This window comes from Tistrella mobilis (genome assembly GCF_041468085.1).
Classification (GTDB): domain Bacteria; phylum Pseudomonadota; class Alphaproteobacteria; order Tistrellales; family Tistrellaceae; genus Tistrella; species Tistrella mobilis_A.
Genome location: NZ_CP121017.1, coordinates 3,850,343 through 3,872,269, shown reverse-complemented (window position 1 = coordinate 3,872,269; position 21,927 = coordinate 3,850,343). Strand labels below are relative to the sequence as shown.

The following is a 21,927-nucleotide window of genomic DNA, read 5'->3' as shown; positions in this document are numbered from 1 at the left end:
CAGGGGGGAGGGATGTTGATGTGCGGGGCCGCTCAGATGTCCTCCGTCAGTTCTCTCAGCAGATCCTGGCCGAGCGGCCAATGGCCGAAGCCCGAATCGGCGTTGATGTGGCCGGCACCGGGAATGATGGTGAGATCGGCGCCCCAGGCGGCCGCGAAGCCGGCGGCCCGCTCGGGCGCGACATAGGGGTCGTCGTCGCTCGCCACCACCAGCGTGCGGAAGGGCAGAACCAGGGTCGGCATCGGGGCGAAGACCCTTGCCTCTTCCGGTGTGTGATCGGGGCTGTCGACATCGGCCGGAGAGACGAGCAGGGCGCCCCTCACCCGGCCGGCGCGGGCGGAGGTTTCCGCCCAGCGCACCACCAGCGCGCAGGACAGGCTGTGCGCCACCAGCACCACCGGTCCGGGTGCCAGCGCCACCGCCTCGTCCAGCGCTGCAAGCCATTCCGACGCGACCGGGTGGTCCCAGTCGCGCTGTTCCACCCGCCGCCAGGCGGGGTTTTCTTCCAGCCACAGGCTTTGCCAATGATCGGGGCCGGATCCACCCAGCCCCGGCACGATCAGAACGGTTGGGGTCACCATGGGATCTCCTGCCTCGACGCTCAGACCTCGTATTCCGCGCCGACGCCGTCGAAGCGCAGCCGGTGCTGGATCTCGACCGGCTGGTCGTCGCCGTCATAACCCTTCAGCATCCCGGCCTCGATCAGGCGGATCACGATCTGCGACGACAGGTCGGGGCCGTCATCGGCGTGTTTCAGCCGCTTGACCAGCTCGCGATAGCCGACGGTCTCGTGCGAGAGCCCCGCCAGGACGTCACGATGGGCTTCGGTCATGGCGTATTTCATCATCCGCCGGCCACGCCCGTCGGCGACCAGCTGGCGCTCGACCAGGCCGAAATCCATCGGGTCGACCTTGAAGGTCGGCACCAGCGCAACCTCGCCCCCGGTCCATTCGAAGCGCTTGATCGCGTTCAGATTGCGGGTCAGCGCCCCGATCCACTGCACCCGTTTGGCGGCGAGTTCCTCCTCGGTGAAATCGTCGGTGAGTTCGGTGCGCAGATGCTGGCCGAGGCTGATCATGTTGCCGGAACGGTTGACGAATTTGCGCAGCAGTTCGTCCTCGTCCACCTCTTCGGCCTGGCCGGTCAGGCGGGCGAACCAGGTCTTGTCCGAGAAGCGCTTGTCTTCCAGCCCCTGCACCCGACGCTTCGACCAGAAGCTCGATGCCGGCATCACTTCCGAGGCATAGCTGTAGAACGAGGCCAGGAACTCGTGATACTGCGAATAGCTTTCGCGATAGGCGGCATCATACCAGGCATGGACGTCGTCGGCCCGGTCGGGATGGTCGATCAGGAAGTCGATCGCCGCCCCGGCATAGACACCGGACTGGGTGGCGAGATGCACGCCCTGCGAGAACAGCGGGTCGGTGAAGCAGGCACTGTCGCCGGCCAGGAAGGCCCGGCCCATCGACATGCGTTCGGCATTATACGACCATTCGCGGATGATCCGGGCCTCGGCGCGGGGATCGTCCAGGTCGACGATGGACGCAACTTCCGGGGCGGCGCGCAGGCAGTCTTCCAGGAAGGCCTGCCGGCCGCGGGCGTTGATCTCGGCGGCATTGTCGACATCGACCACCGCGCCCACGGAATAGGTGCCGTCCTTGAGCGGGATCATCCATACCCAGCCCTTCTCGAAGGTGATCGAGAAGGTGGTGCCGTCCAGGTCGCCGGTGAATTTGCGGATCGAGGGGTAGTAGTTCCACACCGCGAGCGAGCGATAGAACTCATCATACCGGCGAAGCCCCAGCTCGCGGGCGATCAGCCCGTTCTGGCCGGTGGCATCGACCACATAGGATCCGGGCAGCACAATCTCGGCATCATCGGCCACCCGCCTTGCGCGGACCAGCACGCCGTCGCCATGGTCGTAATCGACCGAGGTGACGGCATGCCCCATGCGGATATCCACCCCGGCATCGCGCGCGGCATCCAGCAGCAGCCCGTCGAATTCCTGGCGGTAGACCTGGATCGCATGGTCGTAGATCCAGGGCTCGGGCCGCGGCGTGGCGAAGGAGAAGGTCCAGGGCGCCTGGCCCAGCCCCCAGACGAAGGTGGCCGACGGCTTGCGTACGAAGCCGCGCTCCATGATCCGGTCCATCAGCCCCAGCCGGTCGAGCAGCGACAGGGTGCCGGGCAGCAGGCTCTCGCCGATCTTATAGGCGGGTTCGGTGGCGCGTTCGAGCAGGACGACGTCGCGGCCGCGGCGACGCAGGGTGAGGGCGGCAACGCAGCCGGCCGGGCCGGCGCCGATGATCAGCACGGGATCGCTCATGGGGTCGTGACCTCGATGGACGGGGTTGGCGACGGGGTGGGCGTGGCGGATTGGGGGGCTGCGGGCTGGGGAGCGAACAGGAAGGCGGTTTTTGGCTGGTCCTTGCGGAAGACGAAGGCACCGGACGAGACATTGGCCGCGACCGACACGCCCGCCTGGATGCGGTTGCCGTCGCCCAGCGTCAGCCGCGGCTGAACCGAGGCGGCAATCCCGAAGAAGTTGTTGGCGCCGAGCGTGACATAGCCCGCAAGCTGCACGCCCGACGAGAACACGTTGTTGCGGCCCGAGACGCCGTCATGGCCGAAGGAACAGCCGTAATTCATCACGGTGAAGGGGCCGGGCCGGGCGTTGACGCCGATATGCACCCGGGGGCCGAGCACCGAGCCCGGGCCGATCTCCGCGCCCGGCATGACGGTCGCGGTGGGGTGGATGATGGTCGCGGCGGGCCAGCCGGCGTCGTCGAACCAGCGGGCGATCATCTCGGCGCGCACCGCGATCTCGGCCATGCCGAGCGCGAACACCTCGCCCGGCGCCGGCTGATAGTCCTCGGGCCGCCCCAGCCAGGCGGGGGCCGGTGCGCCATGCTCTTCCCAGGCCGTACGGGACAGGTCGAGGAAGCCGCGGAGCGTGAAGCCGGCATCGACGGCATAGGCGGCGACTTCGCGGGCGAAGCCGCCCGACCCGAAGATGACCAGATCCATCATGATGCCTCCCGCGAAATGAGTTTCTTGAACCGGGCCGAATAGGGGATATCGGCCACGATCTTCACCCGGACCGGTACCTTGAACGGGTCGAGCCGCCCCCGGGCATGGGCCTTCACCGCCTTGACCAGCGCGGCGGGATCGGCGGGCACCGCATCGGGGGCCGGCACGATCTCGGCCATCACCGCCTGACCGGTGATCGCGTTGGGCTGGCCGAACACCTTGCAGTCGGCGACCAGGCCCGAGGCCATCAGCACGCCCTCGACCTCGGCCGGGAATACCTTCTCGCCGCCGACATTGATGATCTCCTTGGCGCGTCCCTTCACCGTCAGGAAGCCGTCGGGCGTTTCCTCGACCAGATCGCCGGTCCGGAACCAGCCGTCATCGGTGAAGGCATCCATCGGGTGGTTGAGATAGCCGACGATCCGCCGCCGGCTGCGCAGCCAGAGTTCGCCGTCGACGATGCGATGTTCGACCGCCTCGTCGTCGAAGCGCATGGCGAGGCTGGTGGAGGCGCGGCTGACGGTGGAGACGATGCCGGTTTCAGAGGTGCCGAAGGTCTGGAGCAGCCGGGCGCGGGGCAGGCGGCTGCGCAGCAGGCCGAGCAGCCCTTCGGGCATGGGTTCGGTGCCGTAGGTGATCATCCGCAGGGTCGAAAGGTCGTGGGCGTCGATCGCGCCGCTCATGAGCATCAGATTGAGAAAGGTGGGCGATGCGGGCAGCACCTGGACCCGATGCCGGGCGATGGCGCCGGCCACCGCCATCGGCGTGCGCTCCGCCGGCAGTACCAGGGTGGTTCCCTGGGCGAGGCTCGAAAAGATCGTGTTGATGCCACCGATATGGTCGAACATCAGAAAGAGCAGCAGGCGCAGGGGCTTGGCACGGGGGGCGCCGCCCAGATAGCTCGCGCTCAGCCGGTCCAGGTCGTGCAGCATCGCCTTGGGCCTGCCGGTGGTGCCGCTGCTGAACAGGATCAGCCCGGCCCTGCCTGCCTCGCGGAGTTGCGCGACCAGCGCTGCCTCGTCACCGTCGGGGGCGATCGCTTCCGGCCGATGGCCGGTCTCGGGGCGCAGCTGCCAGACCGCGCGGGCAAGGACGGCCTTGTCGACGCGTTCCGCTGTCACGGTCGAGGTGTCGAGCGCCACGACCGCGCCCAGCGCCTGCAGGGCCAGCAGCAGGGCGAGCGTCCGGGCGCCGGCCTCGCCGTCCAGCTTGACCACATCGCCGGTGGAAATTCCAGCGGTCCGCAACAGATCCGTCGCGCCCCGGGCCTGCCCGGCGAGCGCTGCGAAAGAGGTCTCGATGCCGGTCGCATCGTCGATGAGGGCGACCGCATCGCCGAGCCCGGCGATCCGGTCGAGCAGGCTTTCGGTCATCGGGACACCCCTCCCAGATAGATGATCTGGCCGGTGACCATCGCGGCCGCCGGGTCGGCCAGAAAATCGATCACCCGCACCACCTCGTCGGCGGTGGCCAGCCGCGACACGGTCTGGGCGGCGAGCAGCCGGTCGATGGTCTCGGACGGCACGGTCCGGGTCATGCGGGTGCGCACCGGCCCCGGGCCGACGGCATTGACCGTGATGCCCATGGGGGCGAGTTCCCGCGCCAGTGTCTGGGTCAGGCTTTCGACCGCAGCCTTGGCGGCTGCATAGGCCGCCGCACCGGCGAGCTTCAGGGGGACGGCGACGCTGGTCAGGTTGACGATGCGGCCGGCCGCGGGGATGTCCGGCGGATCCTGATCCCGGCGGCGCGCATCGGGGCGCATCAGCCGCGCGGCCTCCCGGGCGCAGACGAAGCTGCCGATCACATTGGTCCGCAGCAGGGTCTCCAGCGTTTCGGCCGGGGTCAGCAGCGCGTGGTTCATCGAGGCTTCGCCGGCGGCGTTGATCAGCACGTCGATGCGGCCATGGGTGCGGCGGATGGTCGTCATCATCGCCTTCACGGCCCCTTCATCGGCAACGTCCAGCTGGTGATGGACATAGGCGGGATGCTCAATGGGCGAGGGGCTGCGGGCACAGCCATGCACCAGATCACCCCGGTCGAGAAAATGGGCGGCCGTGCGCCGGCCGATCCCCTTGCTTGCCCCGGTCACCAGCACAATCCGCCCCGGTACCGCACCGGCCCGCCCACCGGCACGGGCGGCGGGCCCTGACAGCTCATCCTCAGCCGGAACGAGGGCGTGTTCATCCATGGGGCGTAACCTCGGCGAGGAAATTACCCTGGGGTTGGGATTTGCCCGGTATCATCGCCTCTCGCCGAGCGGGGGCTGGCGTGCGGGAAACGAAATAACGCTATGGTTGCTTCAATCAGGTTAGACCCACGTTCTATGGATATCCAACCTTATTTTGGGTTGTGGTTCTCGCGGACGATAATGTATTGAACGGCGAAACGGCGACGGACCCGCCGGCAGATCAGAAGCGGGCCGGCCTGTCGCTGTTCTTCAGCGCCTCGCGCTTCGGGCCGGGCCTTTCGGCCGAGCCGCAGATGCTCTTGAGAGCCTGCCATTCCGTCGTGTTCAGCAGAGCGGGACCGTCCGCTGCCCTCCCTGCGGCGGCGAGACGGGCCAGCCGGTCTGCGCCGAAGGGGTGGCTGTCGAGCAGGGTGCCATGCCCTTCGCTTTCCCCCGTCACCCGGACCAGAAGCTCACCGAAGGCCGCGGGAGAGCGGCCCAGCCTGGTCATGGCCGCGGCCGAAAAGTCGTCGGCGGCGGTTTCCGCATCGCGGGAATAGGCGGCATTCAGCACGGCATCGGCGGCGGTGACGATCGCCGCGCCACCTGCCACATCGCCGAACAGCAGCCCGATCACGAAAGAGGTGCTGCCGGCCCGGATCACCATCCGGAGCCCGTCGCGATGATGGACATGGCCGATCTCGTGGGCGATGACCCCGGCCAGTTCGTCGGGGGTTTCGGCCTTCTGCAACAGGCCGTCGAAGACGTAGATCCGCCCGCCGGGCAGGGCGATGGCGTTGACCACATCCGACGACAGCACCACCACGTCGACGACGGTCTCGTCGTCCTCGGGCGGCAGGCCGGCATCGAGCAGGGCCATGACCATCCGGTCCAGCGCCGCCTGGCCCTGGGGCCGGGCGCAGGTCTCGCCTCCCAGCAGCGCCCGCACCTGCCGGTCGGTGGCATCCCCCAGCCTGGCTTCGACCGAACGCGGCACCAGCGGCGTGATCCGGTCGGCGGCGAAGGGAATGCCGTAAACCGCCAGCAGCACGATCGAGACGCAGGCGGCCGCAGACCAGCCCAGGATCTGGCGGGTCCGCCCGCGGCCCTGACCGTGGTCGAGGGCCGTGCAGCGTGTTTCGACAATCCGCGCAAGCTCGGGGTCGGCGATCTCCAGCCGTGCCAGCGGGTTGCTCCCCGCCAGGGTCTTCAGGCGCAGCCGGCCGTGGCCGTCGGCCCGGCGGATGTCGTCCCAGGCCCAGCGGGCGAGCGGCGTGTCCTCTTCGAGGATCTCCAGCACCGGGCCGATGATGATCGTGACCTGTCGTCGGCGCGCGCGCCGGCCGTCGAAGAAAATCGCGCGGGCATCGGTTCCGGACGCCTCGGTCATCGTCAGAGACCCCCGATGTTGAGATCGAGCCCGCCGGCGAAACCTTCGCCGATCGCGTCTACCGCCTCGCCCTGACCGGTTGCGTGATCGGCCGCCTCCAGCCCGTAGACCGCGGTGGTCTCGACGATCCGCGCCCAGATGTCGCGGGTCAGATAGATCCGCACCACCACCCCCGCGGCCAGCGCCATCAACAGATAGCCGAGACCCAGACCCGCCAGCGCCAGGGGATGGGCGAAGGCGGCGGCATAGTCCGGCGTGCCGTCGGCGGCGGGCTCCGCCAGGACGGCGGCAAGACCGAAAATGCCGGAGACCCAGAGGCCCAGCAGAACGCCCAGCAGCACCCACCAGCCGGTCGCCTTCCAATAGGTGCCGAAAAGCGCCCGGCGCTCAAGATAGCTGTGGAAGCGGACCTCGCCGAACCGGACATTGGACACCCACCACTGCAGCATGGTCGCCCGCCAGGCCGCGATCAGGAAGGGCAGGGGGATGACGGTCAGCAGGGCCGGCAGGGTCAGCAGCCAGAGAGGCCAGCCGCGGCGGAACAGCTCCCGTCCGGTGCCGTCGAAACCGCCCCCGATGTCGCCATAGGCGGTGTGGCGCATGCGATAGCGCTCCAGCGCCACCTGCCGCCAGGGCAGGGCGGCCCCCAGGCTCAGCAGCACCGCCAGATCCCAGAGTGCCGCGCGCCAGGCATAGCCGATGCCGGACCCGGTCATGGTGAAGCGCAGCCCCCGCCAGACGGTCCGGGTCACCCGGTAGCGGTGGGCGCGATAGATCGCGAACCGGGCAAAGAGATAGAGGAAGAGAGAGAGCGGCAGGCTGGCGAAGGCCTGGACCCGCTCGGCTTCTATGCCGACCAGAAAATACAGCAGATAGGCCGGCATCAGGATCGCGGTCGCGATCAGGAAGCCGATCAGCAGTTCGCGGGCACGCCCGACATATTCCAGTGGATCGCCGTCGACCAGGGTATGGGACCAGAGATGCCGGCGGATGTCGGTGGCCAGCCAGAAGCGGTAGAAGCCGAAGGTGACGAGTTCAAGCAGCGCACCCCGGAGGACCAGGTTGCGGAAGGCCCGCCGCACGCCGTGGAACCGCGTCCAGCGGGTGGGTGAGACAGGGGCAAGCGGGGTCTGGTCCATGGGGCGCGGCTCGGAAAGGTCGGGGGTGCCGCACGCGGCGATCTTCTCAGATAGCCGGGTATGGCACTCCGTGCAACCCTGTGTTCATGCGAGCGGTTCTCATCGCCCTCTGGTGGGGGCGGTCAGAGCGGCCCGTAGGCCGAGATGTCTCTGGGGTCGGTCTTCACATGCACCAGCGCCGGTCCGTCATGGGCAAGCGCCGCCCGGAAGGCCTCGGCGAAATCCTCCGTCCGCTCCACGGTAAAGCCTGCGGCACCATAGGCCCGGGCGAGCAGGGCGAAATCGGGGCGCGACAGGGCAATACCGTGGCCGCGGTCGCGGCCGATGCGCCGGGTCTGGTGCATCAGGATGGTGCCGTAGACGCCGTTGTCGACCACCACCACCTTGACCGGCAGATCTTCGAGCACGGCGGTCGCCAGTTCCTGTCCGGTCATCAGGAAGCCGCCATCGCCGGCAAAGACCACCACCGGGCGATCGCGATCGGCCGTGGCGGCTCCAAGCCCTGCCGGCAGGCCATAGCCCATGGCGCCGGCCTGGGTGGCGAACTGGGTGTCGGGACGGCGGAAGGGCCAGTAGCGGTGGACGAAGCCGGCGAAATTGCCGGCATCGATCGCAACCGCGGCCTCGGGGCCGGCCATCTCTGCGGCCATCGTCACCACCGCGGCCATGTCGACCGCACCCAGTACCGGCGTGACCGGCCGGGCCGCGAAATCGGCGACGCCCGCATGGATCGCATCACGCCAGTTGATCCGATCGGCCGGCGGCTGCCGGTCGGCCAGGTGTTCGGCCAGGGCGTCGAGCCCGGCGGCCACATCCGCCACCAGCATGTGCTCCGGCAGGCGGGCGCCGCGGCCGGCGGCACGGGCGATCTCTCCGGCATCGGGATAGAGATGGATGACGGTCTGATGCGGGGCGGGAAGCGTCCAGCCCTCGCTGGTCACGTCATCGAGCCGGCTGCCGGCAACCAGGATCAGATCGGCCTCGGCAAAGGCACGCTTCTGTGCCGGGCTGCGGCCCAGCCCCAGATGGCCGAACCAGGCCGGATGGTCTGCCGGCACCAGATCCTGGCGGCGGAAGGCGGTGGCGAGGCCGCAGCCGCTGACCCGCGCCAGCCGGTCCAGGGCGGCATGGGCGCGGTCGAAGGCCGCGATCTCGCCTGCGATTACGATCGGGCGGGCCGCTGCGGCAAGCGCCTCTGCGGCGGCAATGGTCTGGGCGGTGCCGGGCAGGCCGGCGGCGGCACGCAGCCGGCCGAGATCGGGGCCGTTGGCCCGCACGCCGCCGGCGATATCGGGCAGGGTATCTGCGGCGACCGCGCCTTCGGTCACATCCTCGGGCAGGACCAGGATCACCGGACCGGGACGCCCGGCCATGGCGATTCGCAGGGCACGGGCGGTGGCGCCGGCACAGTCGGCGGCGGTGCGCGGCTCGATCACCGCCTTGACCGCATGGCCGAACATGGCGCCGTAATCGACTTCCTGGAAGGCTTCCAGCCCGTGCTCGCGGGTTGCGACCTGGCCGACCATCAGCACCAGCGGCGTGGAATCCTGGGCTGCCACATGCACGCCATGGGCGGCGTTGGAGGCGCCGGGCCCGCGGGTGACCATGGCGATGCCGGGCAGGCGGCGGGCCCGTGCCCAGGCTTCGGCGGCGCAGGCGGCGCCGGTCTCGTGGCGATGGACCAGCAGGCGGATGCGGTCGGCATGGACGCGCAGCGCTTCCAGTACGGCAAGATAGCTTTCGCCCGGCACGCAGAAGGCGGTGTCGATGCCGTGGGCGATCAGGGTGCGGATGATGGCTTCCCCGCCCGAGGGCGGTGTCGTCGCGGGTGCGTCGGTTCCGGTCATGGGCGGTGATCCTGCAGCGGGGGGCACAAGCGAAACCGCCGCAGCCCCGGGGGGCTGCGGCGGTTCGGATCCGGATCAGGCGATCTCGGCGACGATCTCGACTTCCGCCGTCACGTCCAGGGGCAGTTCGTTCACCCCCACCGCCGAGCGGGCATGCTTGCCGGCATCGCCGAAGATGTCGACCAGCACGTCCGATGCGCCGTTGCCCACCTGCGGCTGACCGTTGAAGCCGGCGGCGGAGGACACGAAGATCACCACCTTCACGATCCGCTTCACGCGGTCGAGATCACCGCCGCAGGCGGCCTTGAGCTGCGCGATGCAGTTCAGTGCGCAGAGCCGCGCGGCGGCGGCGCCGTCTTCGATCGAACGCTCGCCGCCGACCTTGCCCTTCCAGACGACCGCACCATCGGCGACCGGGACCTGGCCGGAGGTGTAGACCAGATTGCCGGTCACGGCGTAAGGCACGTAATTCGCGACGGGGACGGCGGGCACCGGCAGGGTGATGCCCAGTTCTGCGAGACGCGCCTCGATCTTGCCCGACATGGCTCAGCTTGCTCCTTCGGTCGTGGGGAGGACGCCCGGACCCTGTCAGGCGCCCGGACGGCCGGTCGCGCCGGCGGTCAGCCGGATCGCGACATTCTTGGTCTGGACATAGCCGAGCAGGGCTTCGACGCCCTTCTCCCGGCCATAACCCGACCGCTTCATGCCGCCGAACGGCGTTTCGATGCCGCCGGCGAACCACTCGTTCACGAAGACCTGACCGGCGATCAGGCGGTCCGCCACCAGATGCGCCCGGGCCAGATCGCGGGTGTAGACACCCGCACAGAGACCGTAATCGGTGCCGTTCGCGATGGCGAGTGCTTCTTCTGCATCGTCGAAGGGCAGGATGGTCAACACGGGACCGAAGACCTCGTGCTGCGCGATTTCCGAGTCGGGCGTGGTGCCGGCGATGACGGTCGGCGCCATGAAATAGCCCGGCCGGTCGACCCGGCGGCCGCCGGCCGCCGCGGTGGCACCGGCCTGGACCGCGCGCAGGCACATGGCCTCAATCTTGTCGAGCTGGCCGTCCGAAATCACCGGGGTCAGCTCGGCATCCTCGATCCCCGGGCCGATCTTCAGCGCCGAGGCGGCGGCGGCCATGCGCTCCACCACCTGGTCATAAACCGGCCGTTCCACCACCAGCCTGGACGAGGCCGAGCAGACCTGGCCCGCATTGGTGAAAATGCCGCCGCGGGTCGAGGTGATGACCTGATCGATATCGGCGTCCCTGAACACCACGCCGGCCGACTTGCCGCCCAGCTCCATCACCGCCGGCACGACCCGGTCGGCCAGGGCATGGAGGATCCGGCTGCCGGTCTGCACCGAGCCGGTGAAGACCAGATGGTCGATATCGCCATGGCCGGCGAGGGCGGCGCCCGCCTCGTGGCCGAAACCGGTCAGGATGTTGACGACACCGGCGGGCACGCCGGCATCGTGGACCGCCTGGGCGAGTGCCGCCAGCGACAGGGCCGAAAGCTCCGGGGTCTTCATCACCACGGTGTTGCAGGTGGCGAGCGCGCAGGCGATCGAGCGGGCACCGATCTGGAGCGGGAAGTTCCACGGCACGATCTGCGCCGACACGCCGAAGGGCGCGTGCACGGTGTAGTCGATATAGTCGGGGCCGAGCGGGATCGACTTGCCTTCCAGCTTGTCGGCCATGCCGGCGTAATATTCGAAATAGCGCGCGGCGGCGGCGACGTCGCCACGGGCAGCCGACAGCCGCTTGCCGTTGTCGAGCGTTTCGACCAGCGCGATCTCCTCGGTCCGCTCCAGCAGGATCCGGGCGATGCGGTGCATCATCCGCGACCGCTCCACCGGCTTCATGTTCTGCAGCAGGCGGGCGTTGAAGGCCTTGCGCGCGGCGGCCACCGCCATGTCGACATCGGCGGCCTTTGCGCAGGCGATGTCGGCGATGACCTCACCGGTCGCCGGGTTGACCACCGGGATGCGGGTGCCGTCCAGGCTGTCGACGAAGCGGCCGTCGATATAGTGCTGCCAGCTCCGCTTGATCTCGTTCGCGCCGCTCATGGGTTCCTTGCCTCCCTGGTGGTCGTTGCGCCATCCGGGCCCCTCCCGGGTCGTTACAATGGTCGTCACCACGGGGGTCGTCATTGCGGGGGCCGGCGCGCCGGGCAGCATGCCAGCCCCGGAGCGGCCGCACAATTCCCGCAAGCCGTGGCCCTGGCAGATTTCCACTGCCGTCCACCGGGCGGAAACCCATGTCCATCAAGGGGGACGTCCAGCGGTCATCGACATGCGAACGGGCCGGGTGCCGCCTGCAATTGCAGGCGGCACCCGGCCCGTCTGAGAGACGTCTTCAGAGGGATGTCTCAGGTCACGCGGCGGCGAACCGACCATCAAGCGTGGGATAGTCGACATAACCCTTCGCGCCGCCGCCATAGAGCGTGTCGCGATCGAGCGGCGCCAGCGGCGCATTGCGGCGCAGCCGGTCGACAAGATCGGGGTTGGAGATGAACGGCCGGCCGAAGGCGACCATGTCGGCCCGGCCTTCATCGACGGCGGCGATCGCGGCTTCGCGATCATAGCCGTTGTTCACGATCCAGCCCTGGCGGCCGAAGGCCTTGCGCAGGGCGGCATAGTCGAAGGGCTGGTTGTCGCGCGGGCCGCCGGTCGCGCCTTCGATCACATGAATGAAGGCGATGCCGCGCCGGCCGAGTTCTGCGGCGACGTAACCGTAGAGCGCGGCGGGATCGGAATCCTGGCCGGCATCGTTGGCCGGCGTCACCGGCGAGAGCCGCACGCCTACCCGGTCGGCGCCGAACACCGAGATCGCGGCATCGGTTGCCGCCAGCAGCAGCCGGGCGCGGTTCTCGATGCTGCCGCCCCAGTCGTCGGTGCGGGTGTTGGTGGCATCCCGCAGGAACTGTTCCAGCAGATAGCCGTTGGCGCCGTGGATCTCGACACCGTCGAGCCCGGCGGCTTTGGCATTCTCGGCCGCCTTGCGATAATCCTCGATCAGCCGCGGCATTTCGTCGGCAGAGAGCGCGCGCGGGGTTTCGAAGGGCACGAAGCCGGCTTCGGTGAAGGCCTGGCCTTCGGGGCGTATGGCCGAGGGCGCCACCGGCGGAACGCCGCCCGGTTGCAGGCTGGGGTGCGAGATCCGGCCGGTATGCCAGAGCTGCATGAAGATCCGGCCGCCGCGGGCATGAACCGCATCGGTGACGGCCTTCCAGCCGCTCACCTGCCCGGGCGTGAAGATGCCCGGGGTCCAGGCATAGCCGCGGCCCTCGGCGCTGATATTGGTTGCCTCGGTGATCAGCAGGCCGGCCGAGGCGCGCTGGGCGTAATAGGTGGCGGCAAGCGGCGAGGGCACGCCGTCGGCGCCGGCGCGCGAGCGGGTCAGCGGTGCCATGGCGATGCGATTGGCGAGGGTCAGCGAGCCCAGCGTCACCGGCAGGAACAGGCGGGCATCGGAAATCTGGTCGGTCATCGGGTCGGGTATCCTCGGACGAAGAAGATGCGGAGCGGCGGGCCTGCCGCCGGCCGAGGCGCCGGGGCGCACCCGTCAGATGCCGCGGGCATGCATCGGTGCAGATGGGGCGGCCTGTTGCGGTGCGGAAGTGGTCGCGGTCGTGAACAGGCCGTTTCCAGGGCGTGACGACCGTCGTCACATCTGCCCGGTCCGGGCTCAGTCGACCGGCAGTCGGGCGTCGGTCTTCACCTCTTCCATGACCACGTAAGTATGCGTGCTGCGCACCCCCGGCAGGCTGACCAGACAGTCGCCCAGGAAGCGGCGATAGGCCGCCATGTCGGCGAGCCTCGCCTTGACCAGATAGTCGAATCCACCGGCGACCATATGGCATTCCAGCACATCAGGCTGCTGGCGGATCGCCACCTTGAAGGCCTCGAACACCGTCTCGTCCGTGCGATCCAGGCTGACCTCGATATAGACAAGCAGGGCGCGATCCAGCCGTGCCGGGTCGAGTTCGGCGCGATAGCCGCGGATATAGCCCTCGCGCTCCAGCCGCCGGACCCGTTCAAGACAGGGTGTGGGGGACAGATGCACCCGGCGCGACAGCTCGACATTGGTCAGCCGGCCGTCGCCCTGGAGTTCGGCCAGGATGCGCCGGTCGATGCGGTCGAGCGGGCGTGGTGTGGCATCATCGGTCATCGGCGTATCTCATGCTGTCAATTCGGGGTTCAGGCAGAGAATATAACGCCGGAACCGCCAGAACAGCCGCACATTCGGCCTGGTCACCGGTAATCTCCGGAGATTGCGCCCCGCCTGCCCGGTCTCTTCCGGTCCGGCCCCGGCGCTCAACCGCGTGCCGCCCCTCCGGAGACGACACAACATGATCCGCGATACCGACGCCCGCCCCTTCGCTCTCACCACCGATGCCGGCCGCCGCCGGATCGCGGAGCTGAACCTCGCCCCCGAGGCCGAGATCACCGCGCAGCTGATCGAGGATGCCCGCCTGCCCGAACCCATGGCTGCGACGATCCGCAGCCGTGCCGAGGCGCTGGTCGCCAAGGTCCGCGCGGGGGACGAGCCGGCGCGCGGCGTCGAGGCCTTTCTCAAGGAATACGGGCTCGGCACCCGCGAAGGTGTGGTGCTGATGTGCCTGGCCGAAAGCCTGCTGCGCGTGCCCGATGCCGCGACCGCCGACCGGCTGATCCGCGACAAGCTGGGCGAGGCCGACTGGGATGCGCATCTGGGCCGGGCCGACAGCCTGTTCGTGAATGCATCAACCTGGGGGTTGATGCTGACCGGCCGGGTGATCCGGCTGGCGCCCGAGGATGTGGCCGGCGGTGCCTCTTCGGCCATCGGCCGGCTGGTGTCGCGCTCCGGCGCGCCGGTGATCCGCCAGGCCCTGCATGCCGCGATGCGCATGATGGGCAAGCAGTTCGTCCAGGGACGCAACATTCAGGAAGCGCTGGATCGCGCCCGCGCCGGCTGGGCGAAGGGCTGGCGCCATTCTTTCGACATGCTGGGCGAGGCCGCCCGCACCGAGGCCGATGCCAGCCGCTATCACGAGGCCTATCTGACGGCGATCCGCGCGGTCGGCAAGGCGGCCCCGCGGGAGTTGGACGAGATCACCCGCCCCAGCGTGTCGGTGAAGCTGTCGGCGCTGCATCCGCGCTACGAGGCGGCCAAGGACGGCCGCATGCTGCGGGCGCTGGGCGGCCGGCTGGCCGAGCTGGCCCGCGAGGCGAAAGCGGTGGGCATCGGGCTGACCATCGATGCCGAAGAGGCCGACCGGCTCGACATCTCGCTCGACCTTCTGGAGGCTGCCGCGGCCGATCCGGCGCTTGCCGGCTGGAACGGGCTGGGGCTGGCGGTTCAGGCCTATCAGAAGCGCGCCCATGCGGTGATCGACCATGTGGTGGACCTGGCCGGGCGCACCGGCCGCATCATCCCCACCCGTCTGGTCAAGGGCGCCTATTGGGACACCGAGATCAAGCGGGCGCAGGAACGCGGCCTCAGTTCCTTCCCCGTCTTCACCCGCAAGGAGGCGACCGACGTTTCCTATCTGGCCTGCGCCCGCCGGATGCTGGCGGCGCGCGACCGGCTCTATCCGATGTTTGCCACCCATAACGCCCATACGGTGGCGGCAATCGACGTGATGGCCGGCAATGATCGCCGCTTTGAATATCAGCGGCTTCATGGCATGGGCGAGCCGCTCTACGAGGCGGCGCTGGGCGATGCGCCGTCGAAGGGCGGTGTCAGCTGCCGGATCTATGCGCCGGTCGGCGCACATGAAGACCTTCTGCCCTATCTGGTCCGGCGGCTGCTGGAGAATGGCGCCAACACCTCTTTCGTACATCGCCTGGCCGATGAGAGCGTGGCGATCGGCGATCTGGTCGCCGATCCGGTGACGAAGCTGGCCGGCCGGGTCTCGCGGCCCAACCCGTCGATCCCGCTGCCGGGCGCGATCTATGCCCCCGAGCGGCCGAACAGCCAGGGGCTGGATCTGACCGATCCGCTGGTGGTGATGGAGCTGGACGCTGCCGTCGCCACTGCCGCAGCCACGCCCGCCGAGGCATCGGCGATCGTGGACGGCCGCGAGCGCGGCGGTCGCTTTGCAGAGATCCGCAACCCCGCCGACCGCGCGGTGGTGGTGGGCCGTGTGGCCGAGGCCGATGATGCCGCGGTCGAGGCGGCGATCATCGCCGCCTCGACCGCCTGGGGACGCTGGGATGCACTGGGTGGGCCCGCCCGCGCCACCGTGCTGGAGGCGATCGCCGATCGCTACTGGGCCGACCGCCATCGTGCCTTCGCGATCCTGATCCGCGAGGCCGGCAAGACCTGGCCGGATGCCCTGGCCGAGATCCGCGAGGCGATCGATTTCCTGCGCTACTACGCCGCCCGGGCGCGCGCCGATTTCGCCGGTCCCGTCACCCTGCCCGGGCCGGTGGGCGAGAGCAACGAGATCCGGCTTTCGGGGCGCGGCGTCTTTGCCTGCATCTCGCCCTGGAACTTCCCCCTCGCGATCTTCACGGGCCAGGTCTCTGCGGCGCTGGCTGCCGGCAATGCGGTGCTGGCCAAGCCCGCCGAGCAGACGCCGCTGATCGCCGCCTGGGCCGTGCGCCACATGCTGGCGGCGGGCGTGCCGGCGGGGGCGATCGCCCTGCTGCCCGGCGATGGCGCGCGGGTGGGCGCGAAGCTGGTCGCCGACGACCGGATCGCCGGCATTGCCTTTACCGGCTCGACCGAGACCGCGAAGCTGATCAACCGCGGCCTTGCGGGCCGCGAGGGGCCGATCGTGCCGCTGATCGCCGAGACCGGCGGGCTCAACGCCATGATCGTCGACAGTTCGGCGCTGCCCGAACAGGTGGTGGCCGATGTGCTGACCTCGGCCTTCGGCTCTGCCGGCCAGCGCTGTTCGGCGCTGCGCCTGCTGTGTGTGCAGAAGGATGTCGCCGACCGGATCGAGACCATGCTGGCCGGCGCCATGGCGGTAATGGAGGTGGGCGACCCGATGCGGCTTGCGACCGATGTCGGGCCGGTGATCGATGCCGAGGCGCTGGACGGGCTGAAGGCCCATCTGGCGGCGCTGAAGGCGGCCGGCCAGACCAAGATCGCCGAGGCACCGCTGCCGGCCAGGGCCGAAGCCGGGACCTTCCTCGCCCCGACCGCCTGGCGGATCGACGGCCCCGACCGGCTGACCCGCGAGGTCTTCGGGCCGGTGCTCCATGTCTGGCGTTACGAGGCGCGGGATCTTGAGGCCGTGGTGCAGCGGATCAATGCCTATGGTTATGGCCTGACCATGGGCGTGCACAGCCGCATCGACCGGACGGTGCGCCGCGTGGCGGAGCTCGCCCGGGTGGGCAATCTCTACGTCAACCGCAGCATGATCGGCGCTGTCGTCGGCACCCAGCCCTTCGGCGGCGAGGGGCTGTCGGGCACCGGCCCCAAGGCCGGGGGCCCGCGCTATCTGCATCGGTTTGCCGTCGAGCGTGTGCTGTCGGTCAACACCGCCGCGGCCGGCGGCGATACCCGGCTGATGACCACCATCGCCGATGGCGGCGACTGAACGGTCAAACCCTGCCACCCGCTCCGCAGGGACGCGCATGGCGGCCATTGCGGAGCGGGGGCGATGGCCTTATGATCCGCGCCACATCAAGAGTTGGGGCGACGCCCAACGCCAACCTGCCGCATCCGGGCAAGGTGGCACTCCCGGTGATCCGTGTGATCGGGAAGATGTGGCCGAGCCGGCAATTCAACGGATCACGCCACCGCGTCCGCCCCGAAATGCCGAGTGGGGACGCGCCGATGCCGATCAAAATTCCTGACGATTTGCCTGCCCGCCGCACACTGGAAGCGGAAGGGGTTATGGTGATGGGTGAGACCGATGCGGTCCGCCAGGATATCCGTCCGCTGCGCATCGGCCTGCTCAACCTCATGCCCAACAAGATCCGGACCGAGACCCAGTTTGCCCGGCTGCTCGGCTCCACGCCGCTGCAGCTGGAGCTGACCCTGGTCAAGATTACCGATCACGTGTCGCGCCACACCGCAACCGACCATATGTCGGCCTTCTACCGGCCCTGGGCCGAAGTTGCGACCGAGCGTTTCGACGGGTTCGTGATCACCGGCGCGCCGGTCGAACGGCTGCGCTTCGAAGACGTCACCTACTGGGACGAGCTGCGCCGGATCCTCGACTGGACCCAGACCAATGTCCATCGCAACCTGACCATCTGCTGGGGTGCGCAGGCGGCGGTGCATCATTTCCACGGCATGGCCAAATATGATCTGCCGGCCAAGGCCTTCGGGCTCTATACCCATCGGGTGCTGGCACCGGCCTCGCCCTGGCTGCGCGGTTTTCCGGATCTCTTCACCACGCCCGTCTCGCGCTGGACCGAGGTGCGCCGCGAGGACGTGCCGGCCGCAAGCGGCATGACCGTGCTGGCCGAAAGCGAGCAGACCGGCCTCTGCCTGCTCGACGATCCGGCGCACCGGGCGCTGCACATGTTCAACCATCTGGAATACGACACGGTCTCGCTGGCCGAGGAATATCACCGGGACGTCGCGGCCGAGGTTCCGGTCGCCCTGCCGGTCGGTTACTTCCCCGGCGACGACCCCAGCCGTCTGCCCGACAATCTCTGGCGCGGCCATGCCCATCTGCTGGTCGGCAACTGGATCAACGAGATCTACCAGACCACGCCCTTCGACCTGGACCGGGTCGGGATCGAGGATCACGTGCCGTCCGGCCGCTGAAGACCGTCAGCTCCCGGGAAGCCTGGTGATTTCCTCGCGGACCGCGGTCAGGATCTCGTCCGACAGGGCGCGATCGCTGGCCTCGGTCGCGCGGGCGAGGGCAAGGCCGCCGACCAGGGCCGACATCACCAGAATGGCGCGGCTGCGGTCGCCTTCACCGCCGGCAAGCGCCGGGAAGCGTGCCGCCAGCGTGTCGATGAACCGATCGACACCTTGGGCATAGCTCGCCTGTACGCCGGCCTCCTGCCGGGGAACATCGGTTGCCAGAGCGGCGATCGGGCAGCCGACATCGCGGCGCGTGCGATGCACCTCGGACAGATAGTTCCCGGCATAGCGGCCAAGATCCTGCCCTGCCTGGTCGCGCCCGGTTTCCAGCCGCTCGATCGTATCGTCGAAGACCTTGCCGCAGGCTTCGGCGGCAAGCGCGTCCTTCGAGGCGAAATGGCCATAGAAGCCGCCATGGGTGAGCCCGGCGGCCTTCATGATCTCGGCCACGCCGACACCGTCGAAGCCGCGTTCGCGGAACAACCGGCCGGCAGCCTTGACGATGGCCGCCCGGTTGGCGGCCGCCTGTTCCCTGGTTACCTTCACCGTTCAGAACCTCTTTTGCGATGCCGGCGGCGGCACATGCAGCGATCTGTCCCTGACGATGGACATGATCTTCATCATCAAAAAAACATGACGATCATCATCATAAATCGGACGAGGTTGGGCGGCAATGCGGCGAGTGGTGGCAGCAGGGGCGCCGGGCGTGCGTGCCGCCTTCCGGGCTGGCCGGGCCTCGTCTCTGGCCTGCCCACCGCCTCTGCTGCCGCCGGTATACGGCGGAGGGGTCAGCGCCGGCGCATCCAGTCCAGCACGTCACCCGCATTCCGGTCTGGCGGGAAGACCGGATAGAACACCCGGCGCACCTGCCCGTCCCGGGTGATCAGGGTCAGCCGGCGGATCAGTCTCCGCCCCTCGACCTCCATCACCGGCAGGTTCAGGGCCCGGGTCAGCTGCAGATCGGCATCCGACAGCAGCGGGAAGGGCAGGTGCAGCCGCTCTGCCGCTTCGCGTTGCCAGGCCGTGTCCTGGGTGGAGATGCCGAAGATGGCCGAGACGCCGGCTTCCGCCAGCTCTGCGGCATGGTCCCGGAAGGCGCAGGACTGGGGCGTGCAGCCGCGTGCGCCGGGGATCATGTCCCAGCCTTCGGGCAGGGGCTGATCCGGCCGGCCGGTCATCGGATAGAAATAGAGCACCGTCCAGCCGGAGAGATCCGCCAGACGGACGGTGCCACCCGCCGTCGAGGGCAGGGACAGGTCCGGCAGACGGGCATCGGCCAGATGGCCGGCGCCGCCGTCATCGGCAGGCGCCGGGATGCTGCTCCAGTCGACATGGGTCAAAGAGGGCTGGTTGGCGGGGGAGGGGGCGGTCACAGGGCGCTCCATGCAAGTGTGGTGGCAAAGCCGATCAGCGCGCCGCCGAAGACGAAATCGACCCAGCCATTGGAGGCATCGACCGCCCGGGCGATCACGCCCGATCGGGCGAGGATCGCAAAACACGACCAGAACAGGGCCGATTGCAGAATCAGCTGGCCGCCGAAGACCGCAAGGGCTGCACGCGGCAGGTCGGGGGTGGCGACCTGAGAGAAGATGCTGACATAGAAGATCGCGATCTTGGGGTTCAGCAGGTTGACCAGATAGCCGTCGCGAAACAGCGCGGCCGGCGAGCGGCGCTGCGGCGGGGCCGAGGCCGGGGCCGTGGCATGCCCTGCCGCGCGCCGGTGCCGCATCTTGGCCACCGCAACCATCAGATTGCGGATGCCGAGCCAGACCAGATAGGCGGCACCGCCAAGGGCCAGGGCCAGGCCGAGGGCCGGCGAGGCGGCGATCACCGCCGCCACACCCGCCATCATCAGCGCGACATTGGTGGCCGTGGCCCCGACGATACCCGAGACCAGCGGCGCCATCGGCCCCATGCGGGGTTCGGCGCCATGGCGCAGCACGATCAGCGCGGTCGGCCCCGGAGAGAGCATGGCGGCGAGATGCACCACCGCCAGCAGCATCACCGACCCCAACAGCTGTGCGGTCAAGGCTGGAAGATCCCGGGGCGGCCGGCCACGATCAGCCGCTCGCGGTCGATCTGGGCCTGCGTCCAGAGAGCCGGATCCACGAAGCGCCGCCGGGTTTCTCCCTTCAAGGGCACCAGCAGGCTGGTGTCGGTGTCCCGGAAATCCCGGATCTCGAACACCTCCAGGCCGGCGCCTTCCAGCCGTCCCAGCATGCCTTCATAATCGTGGTCGCCGACCAGAAGATGATGGGCATGCACCTCGATCAGCACGGCGTGCAGGTCGATTCCGGGAAGGGTCCCGGCCAGACAGGACGTCATGCCGGCCAGAACCACGCCCTCGGCGCCGTGCACGTCGATCTTGACCACCAGCGGCCCGGCGGGCAGCCGTGCGGCTACATCGTCGAAGCGCCGGCCGGGCACGATGATCGCATCCGGCGTGCCGGGGGTGACGATGGTCCGGCCACGGAAATGCAGGCTGTCGCCGGTTTCGTTCAGGGCCAGGCAATGGGCATTGCCCTGGGCATGGCCGGCCCGACGGATGTTGCCGGCCAGCACCTCGAAGGCCTGCGGGTTCGGCTCGAAGGCCTCCACCCGCCAGCCGGGATAGCGGGCGGCAACGAGGCAGGGGTAGTAGCCGTGCAGCGCGCCCACATCGCAGAAGGTCGCGGCCGGCACCCCGGCCGCGATCCGGTCGAGCAGATCGACCACCGCGGGTTCATAGCCGAGCGCCGAGAAGGTTTCATGCGCAACCGTATCGCCCGGGTCGTACAGGGTGAAGGTGGTGCCGCGGACGTCGAACCTGGTCAGGGAGAGGGACATGTCATTCATTTGATCGCGAGCCACCCTTCGAAGCAGAGATATTTCTGGACCGTGATGATGTCGGTGAATCCGGCGCGGCGCATGAAGTCGACATTCGCCTCGGAGGTGAAGGGCTCCATCTTGCCCTTCAGGCTTAAAGTCTTGGCCAGGATTTCATGGTGGTCGTAACCATTGGCGAGTTTGAATTCGTTGTAGAGCGTGGTGAAGGCATCCTGGAAACGGGCATCATTGGCCCGCACCTTCTCGAACAGGATGAAGGCACCGCCCCAGTCGAGGGCATCCCAGATCCGGTCGAACAATGCCTGGCGGTGTTTGGGCGGGATGAACTGCACGGTGTAATGGGCGGTGATCAGATCCGAGCGCTCGAAGGCGTAGCTCTCGGCCCGCGCCGTCTGGAAGAACATGTTCGGCATGTCGCCATGGACCTGCCGGGCATGGGCGATCATGTCGGGCTCGACATCCAGTCCGATGAAGCGGGTGTCGGCAAGGTCGCGATGGCGTGCCGCCAGCCGGCGCAGCAGGGTGCCGGTGGAGGTGCCGATCTCGTAGACCGTGGATCCGGCCCGGATGAAATAGTCTGAGAGTCTGACGGTCAGGTCATGGCCGCTGTCGTAAAGCGGCACGGATCGGGAGACATGGCCGTCGAACTTGCCGGCGACGTCGCCGGCAAAACTCCAACGGGCCGGTGCAACGGCGATGCCGTCACCAGCGGCCAGCTCCACGATCCGGGATGTCTCCGGTATCGCGGTCATCAGTGGTCTCCGTGC

The 21,927-nt window shown here is 68.8% G+C and carries 19 protein-coding genes and 1 riboswitch; of the genes, 2 read left to right on the top strand and 17 right to left on the bottom strand.

From position 1 onward, the window contains the following. Positions 1–32: 32 nt before the first annotated feature. From P7L68_RS23025 to P7L68_RS22970, 12 genes are all read right to left on the bottom strand, one after another. Complete coding sequence (locus tag P7L68_RS23025) at positions 33–581, bottom strand: RBBP9/YdeN family alpha/beta hydrolase (RefSeq protein ID WP_372002015.1); 549 nt, start codon at positions 579–581, stop codon at positions 33–35. Between the two features lie 20 nt (positions 582–601). After that, complete coding sequence (locus P7L68_RS23020; RefSeq protein WP_372002014.1) at positions 602–2,326, bottom strand: NAD(P)/FAD-dependent oxidoreductase; 1,725 nt, start codon at positions 2,324–2,326, stop codon at positions 602–604. Further along, entirely contained in the window at positions 2,323–3,030 is a 708-nt protein-coding gene (locus P7L68_RS23015) for an acetyltransferase (RefSeq protein ID WP_372002012.1), read from the bottom strand. The genes P7L68_RS23020 and P7L68_RS23015 overlap by 4 nt, the downstream gene beginning before the upstream one ends. After that, a complete protein-coding gene (locus P7L68_RS23010) occupies positions 3,027–4,403 on the bottom strand; it encodes a fatty acid--CoA ligase family protein (RefSeq protein WP_372002010.1) in 1,377 nt (458 codons plus the stop codon). Before P7L68_RS23010 ends, P7L68_RS23015 begins: the two co-directional genes overlap by 4 nt. Further along, positions 4,400–5,218 (bottom strand): SDR family NAD(P)-dependent oxidoreductase, encoded by an 819-nt coding sequence (locus P7L68_RS23005; RefSeq protein WP_372002008.1) that lies wholly within the window; start codon positions 5,216–5,218, stop codon positions 4,400–4,402. The genes P7L68_RS23010 and P7L68_RS23005 overlap by 4 nt, the downstream gene beginning before the upstream one ends. Before the next feature lie 220 nt (positions 5,219–5,438). Further along, on the bottom strand, positions 5,439–6,587 hold the full coding sequence (locus tag P7L68_RS23000; protein ID WP_372002006.1) for a M48 family metallopeptidase: 1,149 nt from the start codon (positions 6,585–6,587) through the stop codon (positions 5,439–5,441). A gap of 2 nt (positions 6,588–6,589) precedes the next feature. Then, positions 6,590–7,726, bottom strand: a complete 1,137-nt coding sequence (locus P7L68_RS22995; RefSeq protein ID WP_372002005.1) for a DUF898 family protein — start codon at positions 7,724–7,726, stop codon at positions 6,590–6,592. Between the two features lie 122 nt (positions 7,727–7,848). Next, positions 7,849–9,573: a thiamine pyrophosphate-dependent enzyme gene (locus P7L68_RS22990; protein ID WP_372002003.1), complete on the bottom strand. Its 1,725-nt coding sequence runs from the start codon at positions 9,571–9,573 to the stop codon at positions 7,849–7,851. 75 nt (positions 9,574–9,648) lie between these two features. After that, complete coding sequence (locus tag P7L68_RS22985; RefSeq protein WP_014744123.1) at positions 9,649–10,116, bottom strand: RidA family protein; 468 nt, start codon at positions 10,114–10,116, stop codon at positions 9,649–9,651. A 45-nt stretch (positions 10,117–10,161) separates the two neighbouring features. Continuing rightward, on the bottom strand, positions 10,162–11,640 hold the full coding sequence (locus tag P7L68_RS22980; RefSeq protein ID WP_372002001.1) for an aldehyde dehydrogenase family protein: 1,479 nt from the start codon (positions 11,638–11,640) through the stop codon (positions 10,162–10,164). Positions 11,641–11,947: 307 nt separating this feature from the next. Further along, positions 11,948–13,063, bottom strand: a complete 1,116-nt coding sequence (locus tag P7L68_RS22975) for an alkene reductase (RefSeq protein WP_372001999.1) — start codon at positions 13,061–13,063, stop codon at positions 11,948–11,950. A 198-nt stretch (positions 13,064–13,261) separates the two neighbouring features. Further along, complete coding sequence (locus tag P7L68_RS22970) at positions 13,262–13,744, bottom strand: Lrp/AsnC ligand binding domain-containing protein (RefSeq protein ID WP_372001997.1); 483 nt, start codon at positions 13,742–13,744, stop codon at positions 13,262–13,264. Between the two features lie 181 nt (positions 13,745–13,925). On the opposite strand from P7L68_RS22970, the gene putA reads away from it, so the two are divergent. Continuing rightward, complete coding sequence (gene putA / locus P7L68_RS22965; protein ID WP_372001996.1) at positions 13,926–17,108, top strand: bifunctional proline dehydrogenase/L-glutamate gamma-semialdehyde dehydrogenase PutA; 3,183 nt, start codon at positions 13,926–13,928, stop codon at positions 17,106–17,108. A gap of 78 nt (positions 17,109–17,186) precedes the next feature. Beyond that, a riboswitch (SAM-I-IV-variant riboswitch) is annotated at positions 17,187–17,307 on the top strand. Positions 17,308–17,347: 40 nt separating this feature from the next. Further along, the gene (gene metA, locus P7L68_RS22960; RefSeq protein ID WP_372001994.1) at positions 17,348–18,289 is read left to right on the top strand and encodes a homoserine O-succinyltransferase; all 942 of its coding nucleotides are present in this window, start codon (positions 17,348–17,350) and stop codon (positions 18,287–18,289) included. A gap of 6 nt (positions 18,290–18,295) precedes the next feature. Here metA and P7L68_RS22955 read toward each other — a convergent pair whose 3' ends face one another. The 5 genes from P7L68_RS22955 to P7L68_RS22935 form a co-directional block, all read right to left on the bottom strand. After that, positions 18,296–18,880: a TetR/AcrR family transcriptional regulator gene (locus P7L68_RS22955; protein ID WP_372001993.1), complete on the bottom strand. Its 585-nt coding sequence runs from the start codon at positions 18,878–18,880 to the stop codon at positions 18,296–18,298. 242 nt (positions 18,881–19,122) lie between these two features. Further along, entirely contained in the window at positions 19,123–19,707 is a 585-nt protein-coding gene (locus P7L68_RS22950) for a peroxiredoxin (protein ID WP_372001991.1), read from the bottom strand. Then, positions 19,704–20,363 (bottom strand): LysE family translocator, encoded by a 660-nt coding sequence (locus P7L68_RS22945; RefSeq protein ID WP_372001989.1) that lies wholly within the window; start codon positions 20,361–20,363, stop codon positions 19,704–19,706. Before P7L68_RS22945 ends, P7L68_RS22950 begins: the two co-directional genes overlap by 4 nt. Continuing rightward, positions 20,360–21,160: an FkbM family methyltransferase gene (locus P7L68_RS22940; RefSeq protein WP_372001987.1), complete on the bottom strand. Its 801-nt coding sequence runs from the start codon at positions 21,158–21,160 to the stop codon at positions 20,360–20,362. Before P7L68_RS22940 ends, P7L68_RS22945 begins: the two co-directional genes overlap by 4 nt. 5 nt (positions 21,161–21,165) lie before the next feature. Next, positions 21,166–21,912 (bottom strand): methyltransferase domain-containing protein, encoded by a 747-nt coding sequence (locus P7L68_RS22935; RefSeq protein WP_372001985.1) that lies wholly within the window; start codon positions 21,910–21,912, stop codon positions 21,166–21,168. Positions 21,913–21,927: the final 15 nt, after the last annotated feature.

Excerpts from the sequence above, each read along its gene's own strand:
- P7L68_RS23005 (WP_372002008.1), bottom strand. The coding sequence starts at position 5,218 with ATGGATGAACACGCCCTCGTTCCGGCTGAGGATGAGCTGTCAGGGCCC.
- P7L68_RS22990 (WP_372002003.1), bottom strand. The coding sequence starts at position 9,573 with ATGACCGGAACCGACGCACCCGCGACGACACCGCCCTCGGGCGGGGAA.
- P7L68_RS23025 (WP_372002015.1), bottom strand. The coding sequence starts at position 581 with ATGGTGACCCCAACCGTTCTGATCGTGCCGGGGCTGGGTGGATCCGGC.
- P7L68_RS23020 (WP_372002014.1), bottom strand. The coding sequence starts at position 2,326 with ATGAGCGATCCCGTGCTGATCATCGGCGCCGGCCCGGCCGGCTGCGTT.
- P7L68_RS22985 (WP_014744123.1), bottom strand. The coding sequence starts at position 10,116 with ATGTCGGGCAAGATCGAGGCGCGTCTCGCAGAACTGGGCATCACCCTG.
- P7L68_RS22970 (WP_372001997.1), bottom strand. The coding sequence starts at position 13,744 with ATGACCGATGATGCCACACCACGCCCGCTCGACCGCATCGACCGGCGC.
- P7L68_RS22975 (WP_372001999.1), bottom strand. The coding sequence starts at position 13,063 with ATGACCGACCAGATTTCCGATGCCCGCCTGTTCCTGCCGGTGACGCTG.
- putA (WP_372001996.1), top strand. The coding sequence starts at position 13,926 with ATGATCCGCGATACCGACGCCCGCCCCTTCGCTCTCACCACCGATGCC.
- metA (WP_372001994.1), top strand. The coding sequence starts at position 17,348 with ATGCCGATCAAAATTCCTGACGATTTGCCTGCCCGCCGCACACTGGAA.
- P7L68_RS23000 (WP_372002006.1), bottom strand. The coding sequence starts at position 6,587 with ATGACCGAGGCGTCCGGAACCGATGCCCGCGCGATTTTCTTCGACGGC.
- P7L68_RS22980 (WP_372002001.1), bottom strand. The coding sequence starts at position 11,640 with ATGAGCGGCGCGAACGAGATCAAGCGGAGCTGGCAGCACTATATCGAC.
- P7L68_RS22940 (WP_372001987.1), bottom strand. The coding sequence starts at position 21,160 with ATGTCCCTCTCCCTGACCAGGTTCGACGTCCGCGGCACCACCTTCACC.
- P7L68_RS22935 (WP_372001985.1), bottom strand. The coding sequence starts at position 21,912 with ATGACCGCGATACCGGAGACATCCCGGATCGTGGAGCTGGCCGCTGGT.
- P7L68_RS23010 (WP_372002010.1), bottom strand. The coding sequence starts at position 4,403 with ATGACCGAAAGCCTGCTCGACCGGATCGCCGGGCTCGGCGATGCGGTC.
- P7L68_RS22995 (WP_372002005.1), bottom strand. The coding sequence starts at position 7,726 with ATGGACCAGACCCCGCTTGCCCCTGTCTCACCCACCCGCTGGACGCGG.
- P7L68_RS23015 (WP_372002012.1), bottom strand. The coding sequence starts at position 3,030 with ATGATGGATCTGGTCATCTTCGGGTCGGGCGGCTTCGCCCGCGAAGTC.